This is a genomic window from Trichocoleus sp. FACHB-6, from assembly GCF_014695815.1.
Taxonomy (GTDB): domain Bacteria; phylum Cyanobacteriota; class Cyanobacteriia; order Cyanobacteriales; family FACHB-T130; genus Funiculus; species Funiculus sociatus.
The window spans coordinates 15,719-37,026 of the sequence record NZ_JACJOY010000026.1 but is presented as its reverse complement, the minus strand read 5'-3'; the positions used below and the strand labels follow the sequence as shown (position 1 = coordinate 37,026).

Below are 21,308 nucleotides of genomic sequence, written 5' to 3'. Positions count from 1 at the left end.
GGTCTAACTCCTCAGTTGGTTATGCACCGGAAGACAGACTCTAAAAGTTGTGCCAACTCCAACTTGACTGGCTAACATAATCCTACCCTGATGTAAATCTACGCACCTTTTGACAATTGTTAACCCTAAACCCGTACCAGTAATATTAGTAACATTGGTGGCCCGATGGAAAGGCTCAAACAATCTGCTTTGATCTTCTACCGGAATGCCGCAGCCTTCGTCTTGAATTTGAAAAGTAGCCTCTTCATTATGGTAAGCGAGTTCAAAACGAATAGCTCTCCCCTGGGCTGAATACCTAATAGCATTCGAGAGCAAATTGCTCAGGATTTGCCGCAACAGTTTTTTATCTATGCAAGCCATGAGGACAGGATATTGGCTGACAAAGACAATTGTATGTCCAGCATCTGTAAGTTGGATCTCGGCGACTAAGGCGCGGCAGAACTCTACTAGCTCCAGGGGTGCCGGATTAAACTCTAGTCTACCTGCTTCTGCCTTACCTATCGTTAGCACATCGTTTAACAACTGGTTCATGTGCTGCACAGAAGATTGAATCAAATGCAGTTGTTGTAGTCTTTCCTCTGGACTCCATTGTTCGCCGTAATATTCAAGTAGTTCGGCGGAAGACAAAATCACGCTCAACGGTGTGCGGAACTCGTGAGAAGTTATGGAGACAAAGCGAGATTTAAGTTCGCTGAGTTCTTTTTCTTTGTTTAAAGCATTAATAATTTCTTCTTCTGCCCGTTTGCGCTCGGTTATGTCTATGCACGATCCGATGTAACCAGCAAAGCTACCATCGGGTGTATTGCGTGGGATACCCATATCAATAACCCAACGATAATTACCATCAGCACGCCTGAGGCGGTATTCCGCCTGCACTTGTTTGCGGTCATGGAAGGCTGAATAATAGGTGTCTATAAAACTATATAAATCATCAGGATGTATGCTTTCCATCCAACCGTTGTTTAATTCTTGTTCGAGGCTGCGTCCAGTAAAATCTAGCCAAGCTTTGTTAAAAAATGTACTAACACCGTTAACCTCTGCCACCCAAATCATTGCAGGTACGGTATCAGCCATAGTCCGGAAGCGTTGTTCACTCTCGCGCAAAGCTTCTTCCATCTTTTTGCGCTCAGTCACATCGAGAACTAGGGACAGCAGTGATACTAATTTGCCTGATTCATCTAATAGCGCTGAATTGTACCATTCGCAATAAACAACTGAGCCATCCTTGGTGTAATTGCGATTTCGCGATACATTACGTTGTTCGCTGCTGTCGATTAAGCGCGCCATCGTGCTATTAACAGCTTTTATATCAGAGGCAAAGATAAACTGCCATTTATTCGGACTTAATCCCAGAACTTCGTCGCTATGCCAGCCGAAAACTTTTTCGGCTTCCGGCGACCAACGGGACACACGAAAGTTTGAATCCCATTCTATGACTGCTAAGGGCGAATTTTCAAAATGAAAGTTCAGTCTTTGGAGTGCATCACGCAGCGCTTGTTCGGTCTGTTTTTGAGTTGTGATGTCACGAGAAACAGCTAATACTGACTCGACTGAACTATCACGATTAAATTCAGGAACGAAACGAGATTGATAGTATTTATAACCGTATTGTATCGGGAAATTCCATTCAATAATACATTCTTCTTTGGTGTCTAAAACGTGTTGAATACTCTGTTGAAAGTAAGTGGAAGTTTCTGGGGGTAATTCTAACTCTGAAGGCTTTTGACCGATAGTTGTTTGTGGCGAGATTCCCATTGACCGTTCTACAGCTGAGTTGATGTAAAGATGGCGAAATTCACGGTCAAATCGGGCAATGATGTCAGGAGAATTTTCAGCTAATGCTTTGAATTCTTGTTCGCGGCGGTGTAGTTCTGCTTCGGCAAGTTTGCGTAGCGTAGTTTGCCGTAGGCTTTCGCTTATATCTTCTACTGTGCCAACATGACCGATGAGTTCGTCTTGATCTGAAAACATGGGGGATGAGCGAACGTGAACCCAACGCACGATTCCCTCTTTTACAAGCAGGCGAAACTCTGATGCGTATTCTCTGCCTTCACGAGTATATGCTAACCAGTCGGAGAAAACGCGATCGCGTTCTTCCGGATGAACAAAGTCCAACCATCCTTGTGCTAAACTCTCCTCAAAAGTGCAGCCACAGATAGCTTGATAACAGGGGTTGGTGTAGGTACAGTTACCGTAGATATCTGTTAAAAAAATCCCCACAGGCGAACAAGCACTCAAACAGCGAAACCGTTCTTCACTTTCTCGCAACGCATCCTCTAATAGCTTGTGTTCTGTAATATCGCGGCTGAAGCACCGTGTATGAATAAATTTCCCGTCTTCCCATAACACATTTGAGTCAATAAGAACATACTTAATTGAGCCATCTTTACAACGAAGTTGAGCTTGATAGTTATGCAGCGTTTCATTTCTATTTAACCGTTGCAGAATGTCATTAATTACTTCAGGATCTACGTGGAACTCGCTAATATGGTGTCCTAAATATTCCTCCCGCGTGTATCCTAGAAGGTTTAGTTCAGCTTGATTCACCCGCAGAATGTTCCCATTTGCTCCTACCCAGTGCAAACTCACAGTAGCATTCTCGAAGAAATCAGAAAGTTGCTGTTCGCTACGGCATAGTGCTGACTCCGCCTGCTGGCGTTCCATAATTTCTTGTCGCAGTTGATTGTTAGCTTCTCTTAATGCAGCAGTACGTTTTTCAACTCTAATTTCTAGATTTTCATTAGCTTGCTTGAGTGCAGCTTCAGCAGCTTTGCGTTCTGTGATATCGCGGGAATTGACAACAATGCCGGCGACAAATGGGTTAGTCAGCAAATTGCTAGCAGTTGACTCAAGCGCACACCAAGATCCGTCTTGATGTCGCCAACGGTACTCTACCGTTAAGGTCATCCCTGGATTTTCAATGAACTCATGGAAAATTTTAATTATATTACTAACATCTTCTAAATGAATTAAATCAAAACAATTTTGACCTATCAAATCTTTTGGTTTATATCCTAAAATTTTTTCAATCGAGTCGCTTTCATATTGAATGACTCCATCTCTATCAAGAATCGTGATAATATCCGAACTATTTTGAATCAGGGAACGGAATTTAGCTTCACTTGCAGCCAGTGCTTCCTCAGCCAACTTACGCTCAGTAATCTCTGCGGAAATACCAAGAATGCCGATAAATTTCCCTTCCGCATCGTGAATAGGCGCGTTATTAACCATCACTGGGAAGCAAGAGCCGTCTCGACGTTGAATTAGAAATTCTCCTGACCAACTCTCAGCAAGCTGTAAGCGGGACATAATCTCAAATGCTTGCTCTTTTGAGACCTGCGCCGGAGTAATGTTGATAATATTTTGTCCTAATACTTCCGCTGCTAACCAACCGTATAATGTCTCAGCATATCGGTTCCAATAGATGATTGTGCCATCTAAATTAGTTGCGATAACTGCTTGTCCAACTGCATCTAATAGACGCGATTGAAAGTATATTTCTCTTTCAGCAGCTTTGGAAGCCGGAATCTCTTGCCCAATTACAATGACTCCAGAAGGTACACCTTCGGTATTCATTAAACGGGTAATGTTGCAATTTAATATGCGTTTACGTCCATCACGACTCAAAATTACATTTTCAAAATCTTTGGAGGGTTCTCCTACTAGTACCTTATTTATATTGGCAATGACGGTAACCCGAACCGTTTCAGGTAAGAATAAATCAACATAGTTTTTCCCTATAACTTCTTCCCTTTTCCAGCCATAAATACATTCGGCTTGAAGATTCCACTCGACAATTTGATAGCTGAGTGACAGGCAAATAATTACGCTTCCAGCAGTCTGAATCAGAGAACGAAACCTTGCCTCGCTTTCACGCAGAGCATCAGATGCTCGCTGATACTCATCGAGTTCAGTTTGCGCCTGTTGAAGTTGTTGTTGAAGTTGCAAGAGTGCAGCGTTTAAGGAAGTGATAACTGCCCTCTGTTCTACTGTGCGTTCCCGTACCTGTTTTTCTAGTTCAGTATTGTAGTAATGCAGTAGTTTAGCTTTTTCGGCTTTTAGCTGACGGATTAATTGTGGCGTTAGCGCAGCCTGTACAGAGCGTATTTGCCTTCTCAATCTAGCCATATTTTTATGAGTTTTTTTATCTACATTGTGTCAAAGTTAGCCTTGTGACGACCGGAGAAGCAAGAATAGACTTCTTGCAATCAGCCCTGAACTAAAGTACTCTTCGAGAAGCCGCTTCGTGTCTACGGGCTGAAAACTTAAGTCCCTTAAAACCAACTGAAATGCTTGCTTTATATGCGATCGCGCAAGCTGGGTTCAGAGTGACTTTCAGAGGCTTATCAGTTTTTGGTATTTTCGATTTGCCTTACCACAGTAAGGGCTGAATAACTAACGCCTGCTGTACCTTCGCCGGGATGGGTGGAGTCTCCCACTAGCCACAGATGATTGACAGGTGTACGATTGGCAAAGCCAAAGGGGCCGAAGGTGGAAACTCTTTGACCAATACCGCCAACAATACCGCGATCGCGACCTGTGAAATTGGCAAAGGTGCGGGGTGTAGCGGCTTCTTGATGCACAATAGTTTCCGGTTTCAGGTGGAAGAATTGCCCAAGGTGTGCGATCGCATCCTCAGTATACTTTCGCTTCAGTTCTTCATAATCCTCGCATTGCCACCAATTTCGGGTATCAACGAAGGAAGACGCGATGATAGTTGCTTTCCCCTCTGGTGCGCGACCATCGAATGGGTGGCTAACTGAAACAAATAAAGAGTTATTCTCCCCAATCGGGCCATCATAGTCATAAAGAAACTGCAAGTGAGGCGGACATCCTGGGGGAATAGCGCTCTCATCTACACCGAGATACACCACAAACGCTCCCGATGAGGGGGGAAGTTTATCTACTCGACGACGATATCGATTTTGGATTTTGGACGAATCGATCGGATTTTGGATTTTGGATTGGGGAAATGCTTCTTGTGTTTCTGTGTCCAACAGCTGCATCAGATTTTGCACAGTGACATTTGCTACAACGTGGTCGGCGGGTTCTGTCCAAACTTCCTGGGTTTTTTGATTGCGAATGACGACAGCAGTAGCTTTACCATTTGTGGTGTGAATGCGTTCTACTGTGTGGCGCATCAACAGTTTGCCACCGTCTCGCTCTAAAGAGGAGACTAAGCGATCGCTCAAAACCTGCATACTACCCTTTAGATGAAATAATCCCTGCGGTTCTTGGGAAACACTCAAAGCTGTTGCTGCGTATAACAAAGCTGTACTTTGAGCATCCACCTGGGAATAAAGCTTTAGCTGCAAATCCAGAAACGTCCTCAAACGTTGATTATCGGCCAGCCCGTATAGCCGCAGCGCATCCCCCACCGTCAACAAAGTGTAAGGCAGAGTAATCAAAGTACCCGGACGAACTGCTCTTGCCAGTTGCCACAAATCCCACAAATTTCGCGGCGGTAGTACCGGATCGCGAGATTGAAACGCCCAACTTGCTTTAAAAAGAGTTGCCAACAGTTGCCAAAATGGTTCGCTTCCCGGAAACTGCCGGGTTCGCTCAAGTTTCCACTTATCGGGGTTTCGCCACACATTAATCGGTGAGGTTTCCCCCGGTAGATACACTGCACAAGCTGGATCGCAAGGTGTCGCCGCTGGTAGTTCAATCTCTAACTCATTAAAAATCCGGTGATGAATTCCCCCCGGTTCCAGTCCAGCAACTTGCGTAGCTCCCACATCAAAGGTAAATCCTTTGCGTTTAAATGTGGAAGCACATCCCCCAGGCACCAGAGCTTGATCCAAAACTAATACTTGGTAGCCTCGACGAGCAAGTAACGCCGCAGCTGTCAAACCACCAATTCCCGCACCGATAACGACAATGCGATCGCTTGCCATAACATTATCTTTTACATTTCTTCATACTACTTAATCATATGAGCAAATCTGGGTAATTTCCATAACCTTATCTTTACCCAAACTTTATATTAACTTCCCTATTTTTCTCAGTAGTCGCTTCTAAAAATTAGTTAAATCAGTAACTTCAGCGATTACTTACTCAGTATGATTCCTTAACCTAATATATTTTTTTGGTGAAGTATATATCTATACACTGGCGACTATCACTACTATCGCCGGAGCCGCGTTTATTACCTTGGGAACATTGGCGGCAACTGCTGCTTAACCAGCCACCCTCACTTATAATTTCGTTGACAGCGATACCAATACCACTGGTAGCTTTACCATAAATAACCAGATTGCTGACTCCAATTTTGACCCTTTCGTGGGGATTTATGAAGGAGCCATCTCCAGCTTTACATTGACCAGCTGCGCTTTTTCTCGGACGGTGACTCAATTTATCGAAAACAAAATCACTCTCAATGTTGCAACCGGATTCGCTGATTTAACGGGAGCAGGAAATACTTTCGGAATTCCAGGGGGTAAGTTTCGTTTCTCTATCAATCTATTTAGTGATATCCTCCCTTTAACCGACCGCTTAGTTGATTTTTACCCTACTTCTCCACTTTTCTCCAGGAAAACTGTCAGGAGCCAGGTTTTCTTCGCAGATGGTAGCGTAGCGGTTGACCAATTGAGAGAAATCGATGAAATTACTGCTGTTCCCGAACCCGAATCTTCGTTTGCTCTGGCTTTAATTGGCGTTTTTGGCGCTTTCTTAGTTAAACGAAAAATAGCTTGGGAACCCGCTTAAGCGAAAAACCGGGTTCCTCACACCATTTCGCTTTATGTTGGCAATAGATGGCTCTGTTCCCCCTCTAAAAGGAAGTTGGGAAGAGCTGATGTGTAGCCTGACAAAAGTGAAATGGTATAAGTTATTAGCGATCTCGCATCCAACAAACCCAGATCAACTTAATAGTAAATTACATTAAGTTTAGTTTTCCTGCTAGCGAAGCTACCTACCTTTACTCTGGTTAATCGGGATTTCAATCCAGAACTCAGTTCCTTCTCCTACTTCCGAGAAACACTTAAGGACTCCACCGTGCTTCTCAACCACAATTTGATAGCTGATAGATAAGCCCAATCCTGCCCCTTTGCCAACAGGTTTAGTAGTAAAGAAGGGGTCAAACAGCTTAGGCTTCACTTCTGGGGGGATACCTGGGCCGTTGTCTCGAATCCGAATCAGTACACGAGGGTTGCCGTCATTTGCTAAAACCTCAGTGCGAATCTTAATAGAAATTGGGGGTTCGGTGCTAAAAATTGGAGGTTTTTGGTATCCCTGTACAAAACTCGGCTGCAAATTTTCTATAGTCCTAATAGCTAAATTCTGATAGCTGTACTCCTCCAGCGCATCAATTGCATTGGCGATGATATTCATAAATACCTGATTTATCTGCCCACCATAACAGTGCACGAGGGGCAAATCTCCGTACTCTTTAATCAGCTCAATTCCCGGATTTCCCAGCTTTGCTTTCAGTCGATGCTGTAAAATCAGCAGCGTACTATCTAACCCTTCATGAATATTAAGTTGCTTACTTTCAGCTTGATCGCTGCGAGAGAAGTTCTGCAAGCTAAGGACAATTTGGCGAATGCGGTCTGCTCCCAGTTTCATCGACGACAGCATTTTAGATAAGTCTTCTCGCACGAAATCTAGGTCAATACTTTCCTGTTGAACTTGGATTTCTGGTACTGGCTGAGGATAATAATGCTGGTATAGGTGTAGCAAATACAGCAAATCTTGAGTATATTGATCTGCATAAGTCAAATTGCCGTAAATGAAGCTGACTGGGTTATTAATTTCGTGAGCAACACCTGCAACTAATTGCCCCAAACTAGACATTTTTTCACTTTGAACCATTTGGGATTGAGTGTTTTGCAGCTTTTGCATTGCTGTTTCCAACTCAGTCGTTTGTTGTCGTAAAAAAGCAATTAATTGCTTTTGTGCAGCTTCCGATTGCCGCAACGCCTCAATAGCTTGCTTGCGCTCCGTAATATCTTCGGAAATGCCTAGTAAATATCGCGGCCTTCCTAATTCGTCGAGAAGCGGTATTTTCCTAGTGAGAAATATTCTTAAACCTCTATGTTTGGTCTGGATTTGTTGTTCGGAAATATCCAAAAGTTTTTGCTTTCCCAGCACTGTGCGCTCGTGAGCTGTTAACAAATCAGCTTGTTTTTCTGCAAATAAGTCGTAGTCATTCTTGCCGATCACATCTTCTTTCAAATAGCCAGTAATTTCTTCGCTGGCTTTGTTGCAGTAGAGAAAGCGCAGGTCATTAGCTTCTTTGATGAAAACCCCAATTGGCAGGTTTTCTACTACAGAATTAAGGAAATTTTGGAGATGCCGCGTTTCTTCTTCTGCCTGCTTGCGCTCTCTAATTTCACTTTCTAATTTTTGATTGGTCTGCAATAGCTCTTCGGTGCGCTTTGCTACCAAAGATTCCAAGTTTGCGTTTACTTTGAAAAGATCAGCATTCGCCTGCTCTAGCTGGTTTTGGGTATCGGCGAGGAGCAAGGGGTCTTCGCCGAAGATGGAGTAGTAACGCCTTAGAGCAATTAAGGTTCCAGCGGCTAGAACAGTTATTAGGTCAATGCTTGCTTGAATTGCAAAAATGGTTGAGGCGCTTTCATGTCCGCCTACAGCTAGGGCGACGTGGGCTGAATGTCCAACGCCGCTGAAGAAAACTGCGATAGTTGCCAGTACAAGAGGATTGCTGAGTAGATGCTGCCTTCGTATAAGACCCTGAAATATTAAGAAGGCAATTGTATAATAACACGCGGCAATGAAAGTATTTGTACTTAGATAAAGTACACTCAGCATCAGTAAAACTTACTCCTGTGAGGATAAATTCTAGTTTCAATCTAACTAACTAGCAAGAGTATCTGTCTAGAGGTTGAGAAAAACGTTAAAGTTTTTGGTTAATTTAAAGGGGCATTAAAAAAAAGTAGTTAAAAGATAGGAAATTTCATATTTTTAAAGTAGGCAAAGATACGATAAGTGACAAATTTATTTAAAATTTTGTGAAAAATAAAATAATAATTATTTATTTTGAGTAGCTTGACGAATTGAATCAGAAGAGAAATATGCTTGCCTTGCAGAAGCGATCGCTATCCCAAAAGCTGAGATAGTTGGCACGGGGACGCTGCCCCAGACTAGTTAAAATAAAAAAAGAAACAGTAGAACAACACATGACCTCAACTCTGTTCAAAATCGCACCTGCCCCCGCTCCCACCCTGCACAAATTGCCCAACGGTCTAACGATTGTGGCTCAGCAGATGCCTCTTGAGGCTGTGAATCTCAACATTTGGCTAAACGTCGGCTCATGTGTTGAGTCAGATCCCATCAACGGAATGGCTCACTTTTTGGAACACATGGTTTTTAAAGGGACACCGCAGCTAAAAAGTGGGGAATTTGAGCTACTGATTGAACAGCGGGGTGCGGTGACAAACGCAGCTACCAGCCAAGATTACACTCACTACTACATTACCTCTGCCCCTAAAGATTTTGCCCAGTTGGCACCATTGCAGCTGGATGTGGTACTGAATCCCAGCATTCCAGATGATGCCTTTGAAAGAGAGCGATTGGTAGTTTTAGAAGAAATTCGCCGTTCGGAAGATAATCCCCGTCGCCGTACTTTCCAACAAGCGATGGAGGTGGCATTTGAACAGTTGCCTTACCGCCGTCCGGTACTGGGGCCAGCATCGGTAATTGAGCAGTTGACGGCGCAGCAGATGCGCGATTTCCACGCCAGCAACTATCAACCCCAGGCGATGACAGCGGCAGTAGTGGGCAATTTGCCTGTAGAAGAATTAATTGAAATAGTGGCAGAGGGATTTTCCACACTCGGTAGTCAAACAACAAACAACAAACAACAAACAACAAGCAACCCTGAAGCAGCTTTTAAAGAAATTGTGCGGCGCGAGTATGTTGACGAAAGTGTACAGCAGGCGCGGCTGGTGATGGTTTGGCGAGTGCCAGGATTAAAGCAACTGTCCGAAACTTACCCCCTGGATGTGTTGGCGGTGATTTTGGGACAAGGCCGGATGTCGCGACTGTTTAGGGATTTGCGCGAAGATAGACACCTGGTATCGCATATTGGGGTAAGCAATATGAGCCAGCAGCTTCAGGGAGTATTTTATATTGGGGCGCAGTTACCTGTGGAGAATGTGGCAGAGGTAGAAGCAGCGATCGCGCAGCACATCCGTACCTTACAATCTGAGCTAGTAACCCAAGCTGAGATGTCCCGCGTCCGGACACAAGTGGCAAATCGGTTTATTTTTGGGAATGAATCCCCAAGCGATCGCGCTAACTTGTACGGTTATTATCATTCTCTAATGGGTGACTTAGAGCCAGCCCTAACTTACCCGGCGCGAATTCAAAGCCTTGATGCTGAAGACCTCCGCATAGCTGCTCAACAGCATCTCTCCCCAGATGCTTACGGTGTGGTTGTCGTTAAGCCAGCATAATTTTTTTTAACCGAAAAGAAGAAACCCTCTTTGCGTAGCTAGAGGGTTTCTTCTTTATGTAACGGTAAATCGTAGTGAAGTGTTACAGCAGTCGCCAAGGCGATTACAACAAAGCCAAATACTGAAACCTTTACCTGTCAATATTTTTCCTTCTGCACTCTGCCTTTTGCTATACAGAATCGGTGACGCCATCTATCGACGTAAAGAGGCATAGCAACCAGAGTTGTCTTTTTCATTAGTCAGACCTCGGCGTGAAATGCTTGCTGTGCCAAGACTATACTTTCTTTGGCTCTTAGTTTCCCTTTAAGTCTTGTTAGCCAATTACTGAAACTCAAATCGGCTGTTTTTCAAGTAGTGACGTATACACTTGATTGTTGCTATAAGTCCCTCTAAAGAATTTCTTATAGATTCTTCTGAAGACAGAGAATAGCAGCTACCAAGGCAAATACTATGAATGTGTACCGAGTGATTGGTGAAGGGAGACACAGAATTTAAAAGACGCGATCGCAGCCGACAAAAAACAGTCTTGAATTGTAGTTAAAGATACAGCCAGCCCGCAATTAAATCTATGGTGAAAGGGGAAACTTTCAACCTATCACTCAAAAATACAGACAGACTGAGATTTGAGTGTAGGCAGCCCTTTTTTACCACTATCAATGCGCCTCTGGCTTTTTTCGGTTGTTCAATTGGGCTTTCATTTGCATCAATTACAATTACTTTCCCAGCTTAGCTGTCGTAATGTAATTGGTTTTTTTTCGGCAGATTGAAGACTCCTAAGAGAACCCTCGTCTCTAATTTTCGCATCTTTATAAAACAGACAGTGGATGAATCACGAGCTTCCCAAGGTTGAACAAGGTGGAAGGATGTGGGGTACTCTCGTGCCTTACTCCAGGTTAGTGACAACTTGATCTTTGATACTTAATTGATTAAGTTTACCTGATTTCTTCTTTCTCTGTTCTACGTGTCATATCCTACTTACCCTGTGGCTAAACGTTTCCTTGTGATGCCACAGAGTCTGCCTGAAATCGCACTTTGAGAAATTTTTTTTGCTGTTTGTAGGTCATGAGCTATACGCAGAGTGATCTACTTCTTTTACCCCATTATCACACTTATTTAAGAAGTCTCATGGTTAACTTACTAAAGCCCCCCAGTGTTCCAAGTTCTCGCCTCGCTACTGTAACGGGTTTGTGGAGGCAACACTCTCTTTACGACAGGAGGGCGCTTAAGACTGGTATCGTCCATTTCGGGCCTGGTCGTTTTTTTAGGGGCCACCTCGCCTACATAATACATAACTATCTTGCACAGAAGGATTCCCAAGAGCAGAGATGGGGGATTTGTGGGGTTAGCCTGAAGAGTCAACAGACCATTACTAGGTTGAAACCGCAGAGATTCCTTTACACTTTGACCAAACATTCTAGTTGCGCTCAAAATCGTGAGGAAGCGCAAGTTATCGGTTCTATCAGGGAAATAGTTAATGGTAGAGACAAGTGCGAGTATGTGCTTGAAAAGATGGCGTCTTCTTCTGTGCATCTGGTGACTCTGACAATTACTCAAGGAGGCTACCATCTAGACAAGAATTTTAATCTCGACACAGCGAATGAAGACATCGCGCACGATCTGCAAAATCCTTCCATTCCAACTACTGCAATTGGCTTTATCGTAGAGGCGCTACGCCGACGACGCGATCGCTCAATGACTCCCTTCACCACACTTTCTTGCGACAACCTCCCAAGAAACGGGGATATCCTGCAAAAAGCAGTGCTAGCTTACGCTGAGCTGATCGATCCTCAACTTGCAGAATACATCAGGGATAATGCGACGTTTCCTAATACAGTTGTAGACAGGATTGTGCCTCAAGAGCAAGAATCCGACTCTAACTACCCCAACCGACTGTTGCAAGTTCGCGATCGCGCACCCATTGTAACCGAACCATTTTGGCAGTTTGTCGTGGAAGACAAATTCACAGGCGATCGCCCCAAGTGGGAAGATACGGGGGTCACTATGACTAGCGACATCACTCCCTTCCTGTATATGAAGTCGAGATTCTTGAATGCAGTACACTCCTTTATAGCCTGTTTAGCTGTGAGAGCAGGTATAGAGTATATGCACGAGGCGATAACGCTACCGGAATTCAACTTGTTTACTCGGCTTCTCATGGACGATATCGCAGCAGCAACACCAGTGCCTCGCGAGATGTGTGAACAATATATGGAGCAGGTGTTACTAAGGCTCAGTAACGAAGCTCTTCCCGATACTACTGAGAGAATCTCTTCAGAAACAGCGAGGAAAGTAGGCAAGTATATATTTCCGATACTTCAGGATGCCTATAGCCGAAAAGTCAGCATGAAGCGTATTATACTTCCTGTTGCAGCGTGGCTTCTTGCAGTCAGAGAGGAGGCGAGCGAGTCTGGTCAGCCCTATCATGCCAAGGATACCCAAAGTGCAATTACAGCGATTCAAGAAGGCGCGGTAATTAGTGGGATTCTGGGATTGGAGAATTGCGAACAGACAGAAGTCGTAGATAATGAATGCCAACAAGCTTTGCGAGATATCCAGACCCACGGACTATTGACTACGCTTAAAAATTACAGTGAGGGAGGTCTTTTGAATGAAACCGTTTCAGCATGATTGGGTGGTGCTTTTCGATCATGACGGAACTGTCGTTGATAGTGAAACCATAGCCCTTGAGAGCGCGTGGAGGCTCACAAAGGAAGTGGCTCGTGAGTTCCCTGGCGCTCAACACTATGAGCTTGATGAGTTTGTTAAAACCTTCGCAGGAAAACCTTACAGGGAGATACTCAAGAAAATCTATGCAGACTCATTAACCAGTCTTAATGAGCGCGATATTGACAGGCTAGTGGCTGAAGAAGAAAAGAGAGCGATTGAACGGCTTACTGTAGAGGCAAAAGCGACTCAAGGAACGCCGGAAGTGCTGTCTTACTTGCGTGATGACGGATTCAAATATGCCCTAGTGAGTAACAGTAGCTTACAGAGGCTGAGTGCTTGCCTTACTTCTGCTGCCCTGACCGACTATTTCCCAAGCGAGCAAATATTTAGCGCTCACGACTCTCTCCCCGTTCCGCGTCCCAAGCCGCTTCCTGACATCTACCTATATGCAGTGAAGTGTCTGGACGCTGAAGTTTCGGATTGCGTGGCAATTGAAGATTCTCTCAGTGGGGTAAGGGCTGCCGTTGCCGCTGGAATTGGGTACATTATCGGTTATGTAGGGGGAACTCATATCAGCGAGGATGAACGAAGCAGTCGTGCGGATGCTCTTCAGTCGGCTGGTGCCCAGCAAGTTATCGAGCGGATGTACGATCTTATCGGCCTATTATCAGCAACCCCAGTCTAAAGACACGGGGCATCAGGCGATCGCTTGATGCCCTTAGTAGGATGTGTGAAAAGTCAGATTTTGCCAAGAATAGCTTGGGCGACAACTTCATCGGCGATCGGTTCCCCAATCAACTTGCCATGCACAGCCGCCAAAATTGACTCCATCTTTTTCACCTCCTCCTGCAATACCGATAATAAGCCGTCATCACAAGGTCATAAATTAAGATGAACAGCAATACCAGCACAAACTCAGCAATCAAGCTGAATGAGGCATCCCTGTCTCGCTTACCTGGAAACGTGCGTGTACCCAAGTACGATCGCCATCAAATCACTAATGGAATTGTGCATATTGGGGTGGGTGGATTTCATAAATCGCACCAAGCACTCTATCTTGATAATTATTTCCATCAGCATCCTGGTAGTGATTGGGGAATCTGTGGTGTGGGATTGCTGGACTATGACTATGACAGGCGAATGCGGAATGCGCTTCTGTCCCAAGATTGTTTGTATACCTTAGTTGAAAGATCGCCTGAGTGCGATCGCGCTCGCATCATCGGTTCAATCGCTCGATACTTGTTTGCACCAGACAATCGTCAAGCAGTTATTGAAGCATTAGCAGATCCCAAATGCCGAATTGTTACTCTAACTATCACTGAAAGCGGCTACTACTACATTGAAGGTAGTGGCGAATTCAATGTGAACCACCCGACAATTCAGCACGATTTGCAACATCCTGACCAACCAATTGGGACATACGGTTTTTTGAGTGCCGCACTCGAAAAGCGCCGTCAACAGGGGTTAGCGCCCTTTACAGTCTTGTCCTGCGACAATATCCAGGGCAACGGCAACATGGTGCGGAAAATGCTAACGACATTTGCCCAAATGCGCGATCCAGAGTTAGGAAGTTGGATTGCTGAACAGGTTGCGTTTCCCAACTGCATGGTCGATCGCATTACTCCGCTGACAACCCCAGCAGATATCGAAATGGTGGCCCAACAGTTTGGTATTGATGATGCGTTTCCAGGCGTGACGGAGCCTTTCATCCAGTGGGTAATCGAAGATACCTTTTGTGCAGGCAGACCTGATTGGGAATCTGTTGGTGTACAGATGACTAAGGATGTTCATCCCTACGAGATGATGAAAATTCGGCTGCTCAACGCCAGTCATATGCTGATTGGCTATCTTGGCTCTCTGGCAGGTTATACCTACGTTTATGAAGTCATGGCTGATCCCTTGTTTGAGCAAGCAGTCGCTAAGTTGATGGACGAGGTAACACCAACGCTCCAACCCGTTCCGGGGATTGATTTAGATGATTATAAAAAAACTTTAATTGAACGGTTTTCAAATCCCAAAATTCGCGATCAGCTTCCACGCCTTTGCCTGAGTGGATCAGCAAAAATTCCTAAATTTGTTTTGGGATCGCTCCGCGATAAATTACAACTTGGAGGTGCGATCGATTACCTAAGTTTAACGATTGCTGCTTGGTGTCACTATCTCAATGGTTATGACGACCAGAACCGTCCTATCCCCATTGATGACCCCTTAGCTGATATCCTCACTGAACAAGCCCGCTCAGGTAAAACAGATCCCAGACCCTTGCTCGGCATATTTGAGATTTTTGGAGATTTAGGACAGTCGCCACGTTTCGTCGAGACTGTTGCTGACAAGTTGCGTAGTTTACATGAGTTTGGTGCTAAAGGAACGCTAGCCCGATTGTCGTAGGCACCATCCGCATCCGTGAGGAAACTTATTTGACACTGCCACGGCTGCACTACGTTAAAGCCGTGGGATTCTCCCGTCTAGCCCAGCTCTATGTCTACGAGTGCAAAGGGAAATTCAGCAGCCACTACAGCGCAATATTTATTGAGGTCATTCTTTTCTATCTTCCCTCTCACCAAAGCATCAGTCTTAAGGCGGATTCTCCTCAGGGAGTAACTCGGCTTGAATGGAAAAGACCGTGTATGCATACGGATGACTCTTTATGAAGCGCGACGCCACAGGCAAGTTTGTTAGCAATTGGAACTCGGAGACGAAACAACGAGTTAGCGTATCTCTGACTAATACAGCATGGCGATCGCTTGATCAAGAGGCTCATAAACGAGGAATCTCTCGCTCTGAAGTCATTGAACGCTTTGCCCGCACTCTTGAAAGCGAACAGTTGTTCCCTGCCCAAGAAACTGAGGGCAAGGTAGCAACGATTCTTGAAAGCATTACGGATGCTTTTGTCGCCTTCGATCGCAACTGGCGCTACACCTACGTGAATCGGGCGGCGGCTAAAATCCTGCACAAAACGCCAGAAGAGCTAGTGGGAAAGCACGTTTGGAACGAGGTTTTTCCTGAGTTGGTCGGTGGAATTGCCTATCGGGAACTAAATCGGGCAGTGATGGAACAGGTTCCTGTTTCCTGGGAAGAATTTGGGGAGCCGGTTCAGCGTTGGTTAGAGGCGAATGCCTATCCCTCTGCGGAGGGTGTAGCGGTTTATTTTCGGGATGTGAGCGATCGCAAGCAAGCGGAGGCAGAACGAGAACAATTGTTGCACGAGCTTGAAATTGAACGCGCCCGATTTGAAGCCGTTTTGCGACAAATGCCTGCTGGAGTCATGATTGCCGATGCGGCATCCGGTAAATTAGTTCTGGCGAACGAACAAACCAAGCAAATTGTTGGGTATGGCTACGAACAATTGCTTGAGATTGAGGACTATGCACCCCTTATTCCATCTGAAATCTCTCGCTTAGATGGTCAACTCTATGCCCCTCATGAGTATCCATTGGTGCGATCGCTAAAAACAGGTGAAGTCGTTACCAACGAAGAGATAGCAATTCATCGAGATGATGGTAACTGCATTTTCGTTAACGTCAACTCAGCACCAATTTTAGATAACCAGGGGCAGATTGTTGCAGCTGTTGCTATCTTCCAAGACGTGAGCGAACAGCAAGCTGCGCTACGCGAACGCAAACGTGTAGAGCAAGCCTTACGCGAGAGCGAATCGCGGCTACGAGGATTATTGGAGGCGAATCTCATTGGCATTATTATTGGCGACTTTCAAGGCACTATTCTGGAAGTCAACGACGCTTGGTTAGCAACTTTAGGTTACACGCGAGAAGAAGTTTTATCGGGAGAGGTAAACTTCCTGGAGATTACTCCACCGGAGTTTCGGCATTTAGACGAGCAAGCAATGGCACAGATGAAACAAGTTGGTCGCCATGCGCCGTTTGAGAAAGAATACATTCGTAAAGATGGTCGCCGGGTTCCCGTTTTAATTGGGACTGCCTATTTAGGAGAACCCAACAATTTAGGTGTAGGCTTCTTAATCGACTTAACAGAGCGCAAACGCTTGGAATCAGAACTGCGGCAGCGAGAGCAACAGTTCAAAATGGTGGCTGAAAATGCCCCGGATATTATTAGCCGAATTGATGCAGAGTTTCGCCACCTTTATGTCAGCCCTTCTATAGAACTGGCAACAGGTATTCCATCAGAGCAATTTCTTGGCAAGACTGATGCCGAGCTAGGAATGCCGGAAGAAATCTATGGTGTCTGGTATGACAGTTGGCGGCAAGTCTTTGCAACAGGCTCCGAACAGACGATTGAATTTAAGTTTCCGACTTCTTATGGTGGTCGATGGTATCAGTCGCGTATTGTCCCTGAATTTGCTCCTGATGGCTCCGTGGAAACAGTACTGAGTATTGCTCGTGATGTGACGGATTACAAACAGGTTGAACAGGCATTACGAGAGAGCGAAGAACGCCTGCGGTTAGCACTTGCAGCAGCGCAGATGTTTGTCTGGGATATGGATTTAAAAACCAATCGAGTGGTGTGTTCTGCTAATGCGCTAGAAGTTTGGGGTGTTCACGAAGGCCCAGGAGAAGATTTTTTTGCACTCATTCATCCAGAGGATAGACAACGGGTGCTCCAAGCGGCGGCAGGGGCAATGGCTGGAGAGCAGTCCTACGCACCGGAGTATCGGGTAATCTGTCCAGACGGCGTTGTGCGCTGGCTCAACAGTCAGGGGCAAGTCTATCGGGATGAGACGGGGCAAGGAGTTCGCATGATTGGCGTTTCGGTTGATATTACAGAACGCAAACAGATCGAAGCAGAACGCGATCGCCTTTTAAAACGAGAACAATCTGCCCGACTCGAAGCCGAAACCGAACGCAAGCGGTTGCATGACATCCTGATGCAATTGCCTGCCATGATTGCCATTGTTAAAGGTGCCGATCTTGTGTATGAATTTGCCAATCCCACCTACCTGCAAGGGACTGGACGCACTCCAGGCATTATTGGGAAATCAATACGGGATGTTTTCCCAGAGATAGAGGGGCAAATTTACTTTGAAGCGTTTGAACAGGTTCACCGGACGGGAGAAACATTTATTCGGGAGGAGTCACCTACTTACTGGGATCGCAATGGCGATGGGGTGTTGGAAGAGGCATTTTTCAACTGTATCTTTCCGGCTTGGCGGGATGCTGAGGGAACCATTCAGGGCGTCTTGATTTATAACATCGAAGTGACAGCCCAGGTGCGGGCAAGGCAACAGATTGAGGAATTACTGGCAGAACTTCAGGACAAGGAGAGACAGCAGCAATTCCTGATCGAATTGAATGACGCGATTCGTGCCATTCAAGACCCCAAGGAAATTATGTGGAAAGTGGTTTGTTCGACAGGGCAACACTTCCAAGTTACTCGTTGTACCTACGGTGAAATTGATTCTACTCAAGAATATGTCATCGTCGATCGCGACTATTGCAATGGTGTCATCAGCATTGTGGGTAGCCATCCTATGGATTCATTTGGCCCTGAACTTATTGCTGAATTAAAACAGGGCAAAACTATTGTCGTCGATGATGTCGATGCCGATCCTCGGACTGCCGGATCGGGGAGTGCTGCCTTTGACGCAATTCAAACCAAATCTCTCCTATGTGTTCCCTTGGTGAAAGAAGGGCGATTTGTTGCAGTGTTAGTGTTGCACCATGCCTCTGTTCGCCACTGGACGGAGGAAGATGTGGTGCTGATGGAGCGAATTGCTCAAAAAACCTGGCTAGCCGTGGAGCGATCGCGCTCAGAAGAGGAATTGCGAGAAAGTGAAGCTCACCTGCAACTCGCTCTGAAGGTTGGACGCATGGGAACGTGGGACTGGGACATGCAGACCGATGCCTTGCTTTGGTCAGAAGGTCACTTCACGATACTAGGGCTAAAACCGAATGAGTGCGAACCGGGCTATAAGGTTTGGGCAAGTCGGGTTCATCCTGATGACCTAGCAGAAGCTGAGGCAAAACTTCAGCAAGCCATAGCTGACAAGAAAGAGTATCACCATGAATATCGCCTGCGTTGGTCAGATGGCTCCATTCACTGGGTCGAAGCGAGAGGGCAGCTTACTTATGATAGTCAGGGAAATCCCAAGCATTCGATCGGAGCCGTCATTGATATCACAGAACGCAAGCAAGCGGAACAGGAACGAGAACAACTACTAGAGCGCGAACGCATTGCCCGTTCTCAGGCAGAAGCCGCACAGCACCAATTGGCAACTATTTTTAATACATCCCCGATTGGACTTGCCCTGTTAGATGCCGAGCAGCGATTTATTGCCATCAACGAAGCCTTAGCAGAAATTAATGGATTAACCCGCGAACAACACTTAGGACAATCCATTGCAGAACTTTTTGGCCAGTCCGATCCTCAATTAGTTGAAGTCTTTCATCAGATCTACACCACAGCAAATCCTTTCATTTCACCAAACTTTGCGGTGAATGTTCCCGGACGCAGCGATCGCCGTCCCGGTTACTACAACGTTTACTATCTTCCGACTGTTAACTCAAATGGTCAGGTAGAAGGGGTTTTAGTCTATGTAGTCGATGTGACTGAGCGCGTCAGATTAGAGCTTGCCCAACACTTTCTCTCTGAGGCAAGTGCCGTGCTTGCATCCTCCCTGGATTATCAAACCACTCTAGAGCGAGTCGCGCAGCTTACAGTGCCGGAATTAGCGGACTGGTGTACGGTTCACATGATAGAAGAGGATGGTGCGATCGAGCAGATTGCGGTTGCTCACATCGACCCTGCCAAGCTGGAATGGGCACATCAGATTAGAGATAAGTATCCACTAAATCCCGATGACCCTCGTGGTGCTGCATATACATTGCGAACTGGACAACCTGATTTGGTGCCAGAGATTCCCGATGAACTTTTGGTACAGGCAGCGCGTGACTCAGAGCATTTAGAGATTCTACGGCAGGTTGGATTCAGATCTGTAATGACCGTGCCACTACGAACTCAGGCACGAATTCTAGGGGTCATCTCCTTTATTTGTGCCGAATCTGAACGACAGTACACCTCGGCAGATTTGCAACTAGCAGAGGAATTGGCTCGTCGTGCTTCCTTGGCGATCGACAATGCTCAGTTGTACCGGGTGGCTCAACGCGATCGCGCCAAAGCAGAAGCCGCTAACCGGATTAAAGATGAATTTTTAGCCGTGTTATCCCACGAATTGCGATCGCCCCTCAATCCGATTCTGGGCTGGACGAAATTGCTCCGAACTGGGCGACTCGATACCACAAAAACCCAGCAAGCCCTGGAAACGATCGAACGCAACGCCAAGCTGCAAGCGCAATTAATTGAGGACTTGTTGGATGTCTCGCGCATTCTGCAAGGAAAAATGACGTTAAACGTTGCTCCTGTGAATCTAGCGGCAACGATTGAAGCCGCCCTGGAAACGGTACGACTAGCAGCCGAAGCCAAGCACATTCAAATCCAGACTACATTTAATCCGATTTCAGGAACGGTTTCAGGTGATACAAATCGCCTCCAACAAGTAGTCTGGAACCTCCTCTCCAATGCCGTGAAGTTCACCCCAACCGGAGGACGCATCGAGGTGCAACTAGAGCAAGTCGGTACATATGCTCAGATTCAAGTCAAAGATACTGGAAAAGGCATCAGTCCAGACTTCTTACCCTATGTGTTTGACTACTTCCGTCAAGAAGATGGCACAACAACCCGACAATTTGGCGGATTAGGATTGGGACTGGCGATCGTCCGCCATTTTACCGAACTGCATGGAGGAACCGTTCAAGCAGACAGCCGAGGACAGAACTTAGGGGCTACATTTACCATCGGGCTCCCGTTAAACATCGTTGAGCCGGAACCCTCTTCTGATGACAGACATCCAGAAAGTGCGACAGACTTAGCAGGTGTTCATGTCTTGGTTGTGGACGACGATGCAGATATGCGGGAGTTGGCAGCATTCACCTTAACGCAATCTGGCGCACAAGTTACGACAGCCGCTTCGGCTACACAGGCGTTGACTCTCCTGAATCAATCTGTCCCCGATTTGCTGTTATGTGACATTGGGATGCCAGAGATGGATGGCTATTCCCTGATTCGGCACATTAGAAAGTGGTCCCCTGAAAAGGGAGGTATGATTCCTGCGATCGCACTTACTGCCTATGCTGGAGAGATCAATCAGCAGCAAGCCTTAGCTGCCGGATTTGGGATGCATATCTCCAAGCCTGTTGAACCAGAGGAATTGGTAAAAGCGATCGCCCGTTTGCTTAAACACTGAAGGACTTA

At 45.9% G+C, this 21,308-nt stretch carries 9 protein-coding genes; 6 read left to right on the top strand and 3 right to left on the bottom strand.

Going from position 1 to position 21,308, the window contains the following annotated elements; genetic code table 11:
* Positions 1-3: 3 nt before the first annotated feature.
* Positions 4-4,128, bottom strand: coding sequence for a PAS domain S-box protein (locus tag H6F66_RS05030; protein WP_190418854.1), 4,125 nt, complete (start codon positions 4,126-4,128; stop codon positions 4-6).
* Positions 4,129-4,346: 218 nt separating this feature from the next.
* Positions 4,347-5,897 (bottom strand): C-3',4' desaturase CrtD, encoded by a 1,551-nt coding sequence (crtD, locus tag H6F66_RS05025; RefSeq protein ID WP_190418852.1) that lies wholly within the window; start codon positions 5,895-5,897, stop codon positions 4,347-4,349.
* A 385-nt stretch (positions 5,898-6,282) separates the two neighbouring features.
* Between crtD and H6F66_RS29210 the strand changes: the two genes are divergently transcribed.
* Complete coding sequence (locus tag H6F66_RS29210) at positions 6,283-6,708, top strand: PEP-CTERM sorting domain-containing protein (RefSeq protein ID WP_190418850.1); 426 nt, start codon at positions 6,283-6,285, stop codon at positions 6,706-6,708.
* Positions 6,709-6,909: 201 nt separating this feature from the next.
* Here H6F66_RS29210 and H6F66_RS05015 read toward each other — a convergent pair whose 3' ends face one another.
* Positions 6,910-8,772 carry an ATP-binding protein gene (locus tag H6F66_RS05015; protein WP_190418848.1) on the bottom strand — a complete coding sequence of 621 codons (1,863 nt, stop codon included), beginning with the start codon at positions 8,770-8,772 and terminating at the stop codon, positions 6,910-6,912.
* Between the two features lie 368 nt (positions 8,773-9,140).
* On the opposite strand from H6F66_RS05015, the gene H6F66_RS05010 reads away from it, so the two are divergent.
* The 5 genes from H6F66_RS05010 (at position 9,141) to H6F66_RS04990 (ending at position 21,300) form a co-directional block, all read left to right on the top strand.
* Positions 9,141-10,418, top strand: coding sequence for a pitrilysin family protein (locus tag H6F66_RS05010; protein ID WP_190418845.1), 1,278 nt, complete (start codon positions 9,141-9,143; stop codon positions 10,416-10,418).
* Positions 10,419-11,543: 1,125 nt separating this feature from the next.
* A complete protein-coding gene (locus H6F66_RS05005) occupies positions 11,544-13,046 on the top strand; it encodes a mannitol dehydrogenase family protein (protein ID WP_190418843.1) in 1,503 nt (500 codons plus the stop codon).
* Positions 13,027-13,770 carry an HAD family phosphatase gene (locus H6F66_RS05000; protein ID WP_190418841.1) on the top strand — a complete coding sequence of 248 codons (744 nt, stop codon included), beginning with the start codon at positions 13,027-13,029 and terminating at the stop codon, positions 13,768-13,770. The genes H6F66_RS05005 and H6F66_RS05000 overlap by 20 nt, the downstream gene beginning before the upstream one ends.
* A 206-nt stretch (positions 13,771-13,976) precedes the next feature.
* The gene (locus H6F66_RS04995; protein ID WP_190418839.1) at positions 13,977-15,473 is read left to right on the top strand and encodes a mannitol dehydrogenase family protein; all 1,497 of its coding nucleotides are present in this window, start codon (positions 13,977-13,979) and stop codon (positions 15,471-15,473) included.
* A gap of 259 nt (positions 15,474-15,732) precedes the next feature.
* Positions 15,733-21,300, top strand: coding sequence for a PAS domain S-box protein (locus H6F66_RS04990; protein WP_190418837.1), 5,568 nt, complete (start codon positions 15,733-15,735; stop codon positions 21,298-21,300).
* The last annotated feature ends 8 nt before the right edge of the window (positions 21,301-21,308 follow it).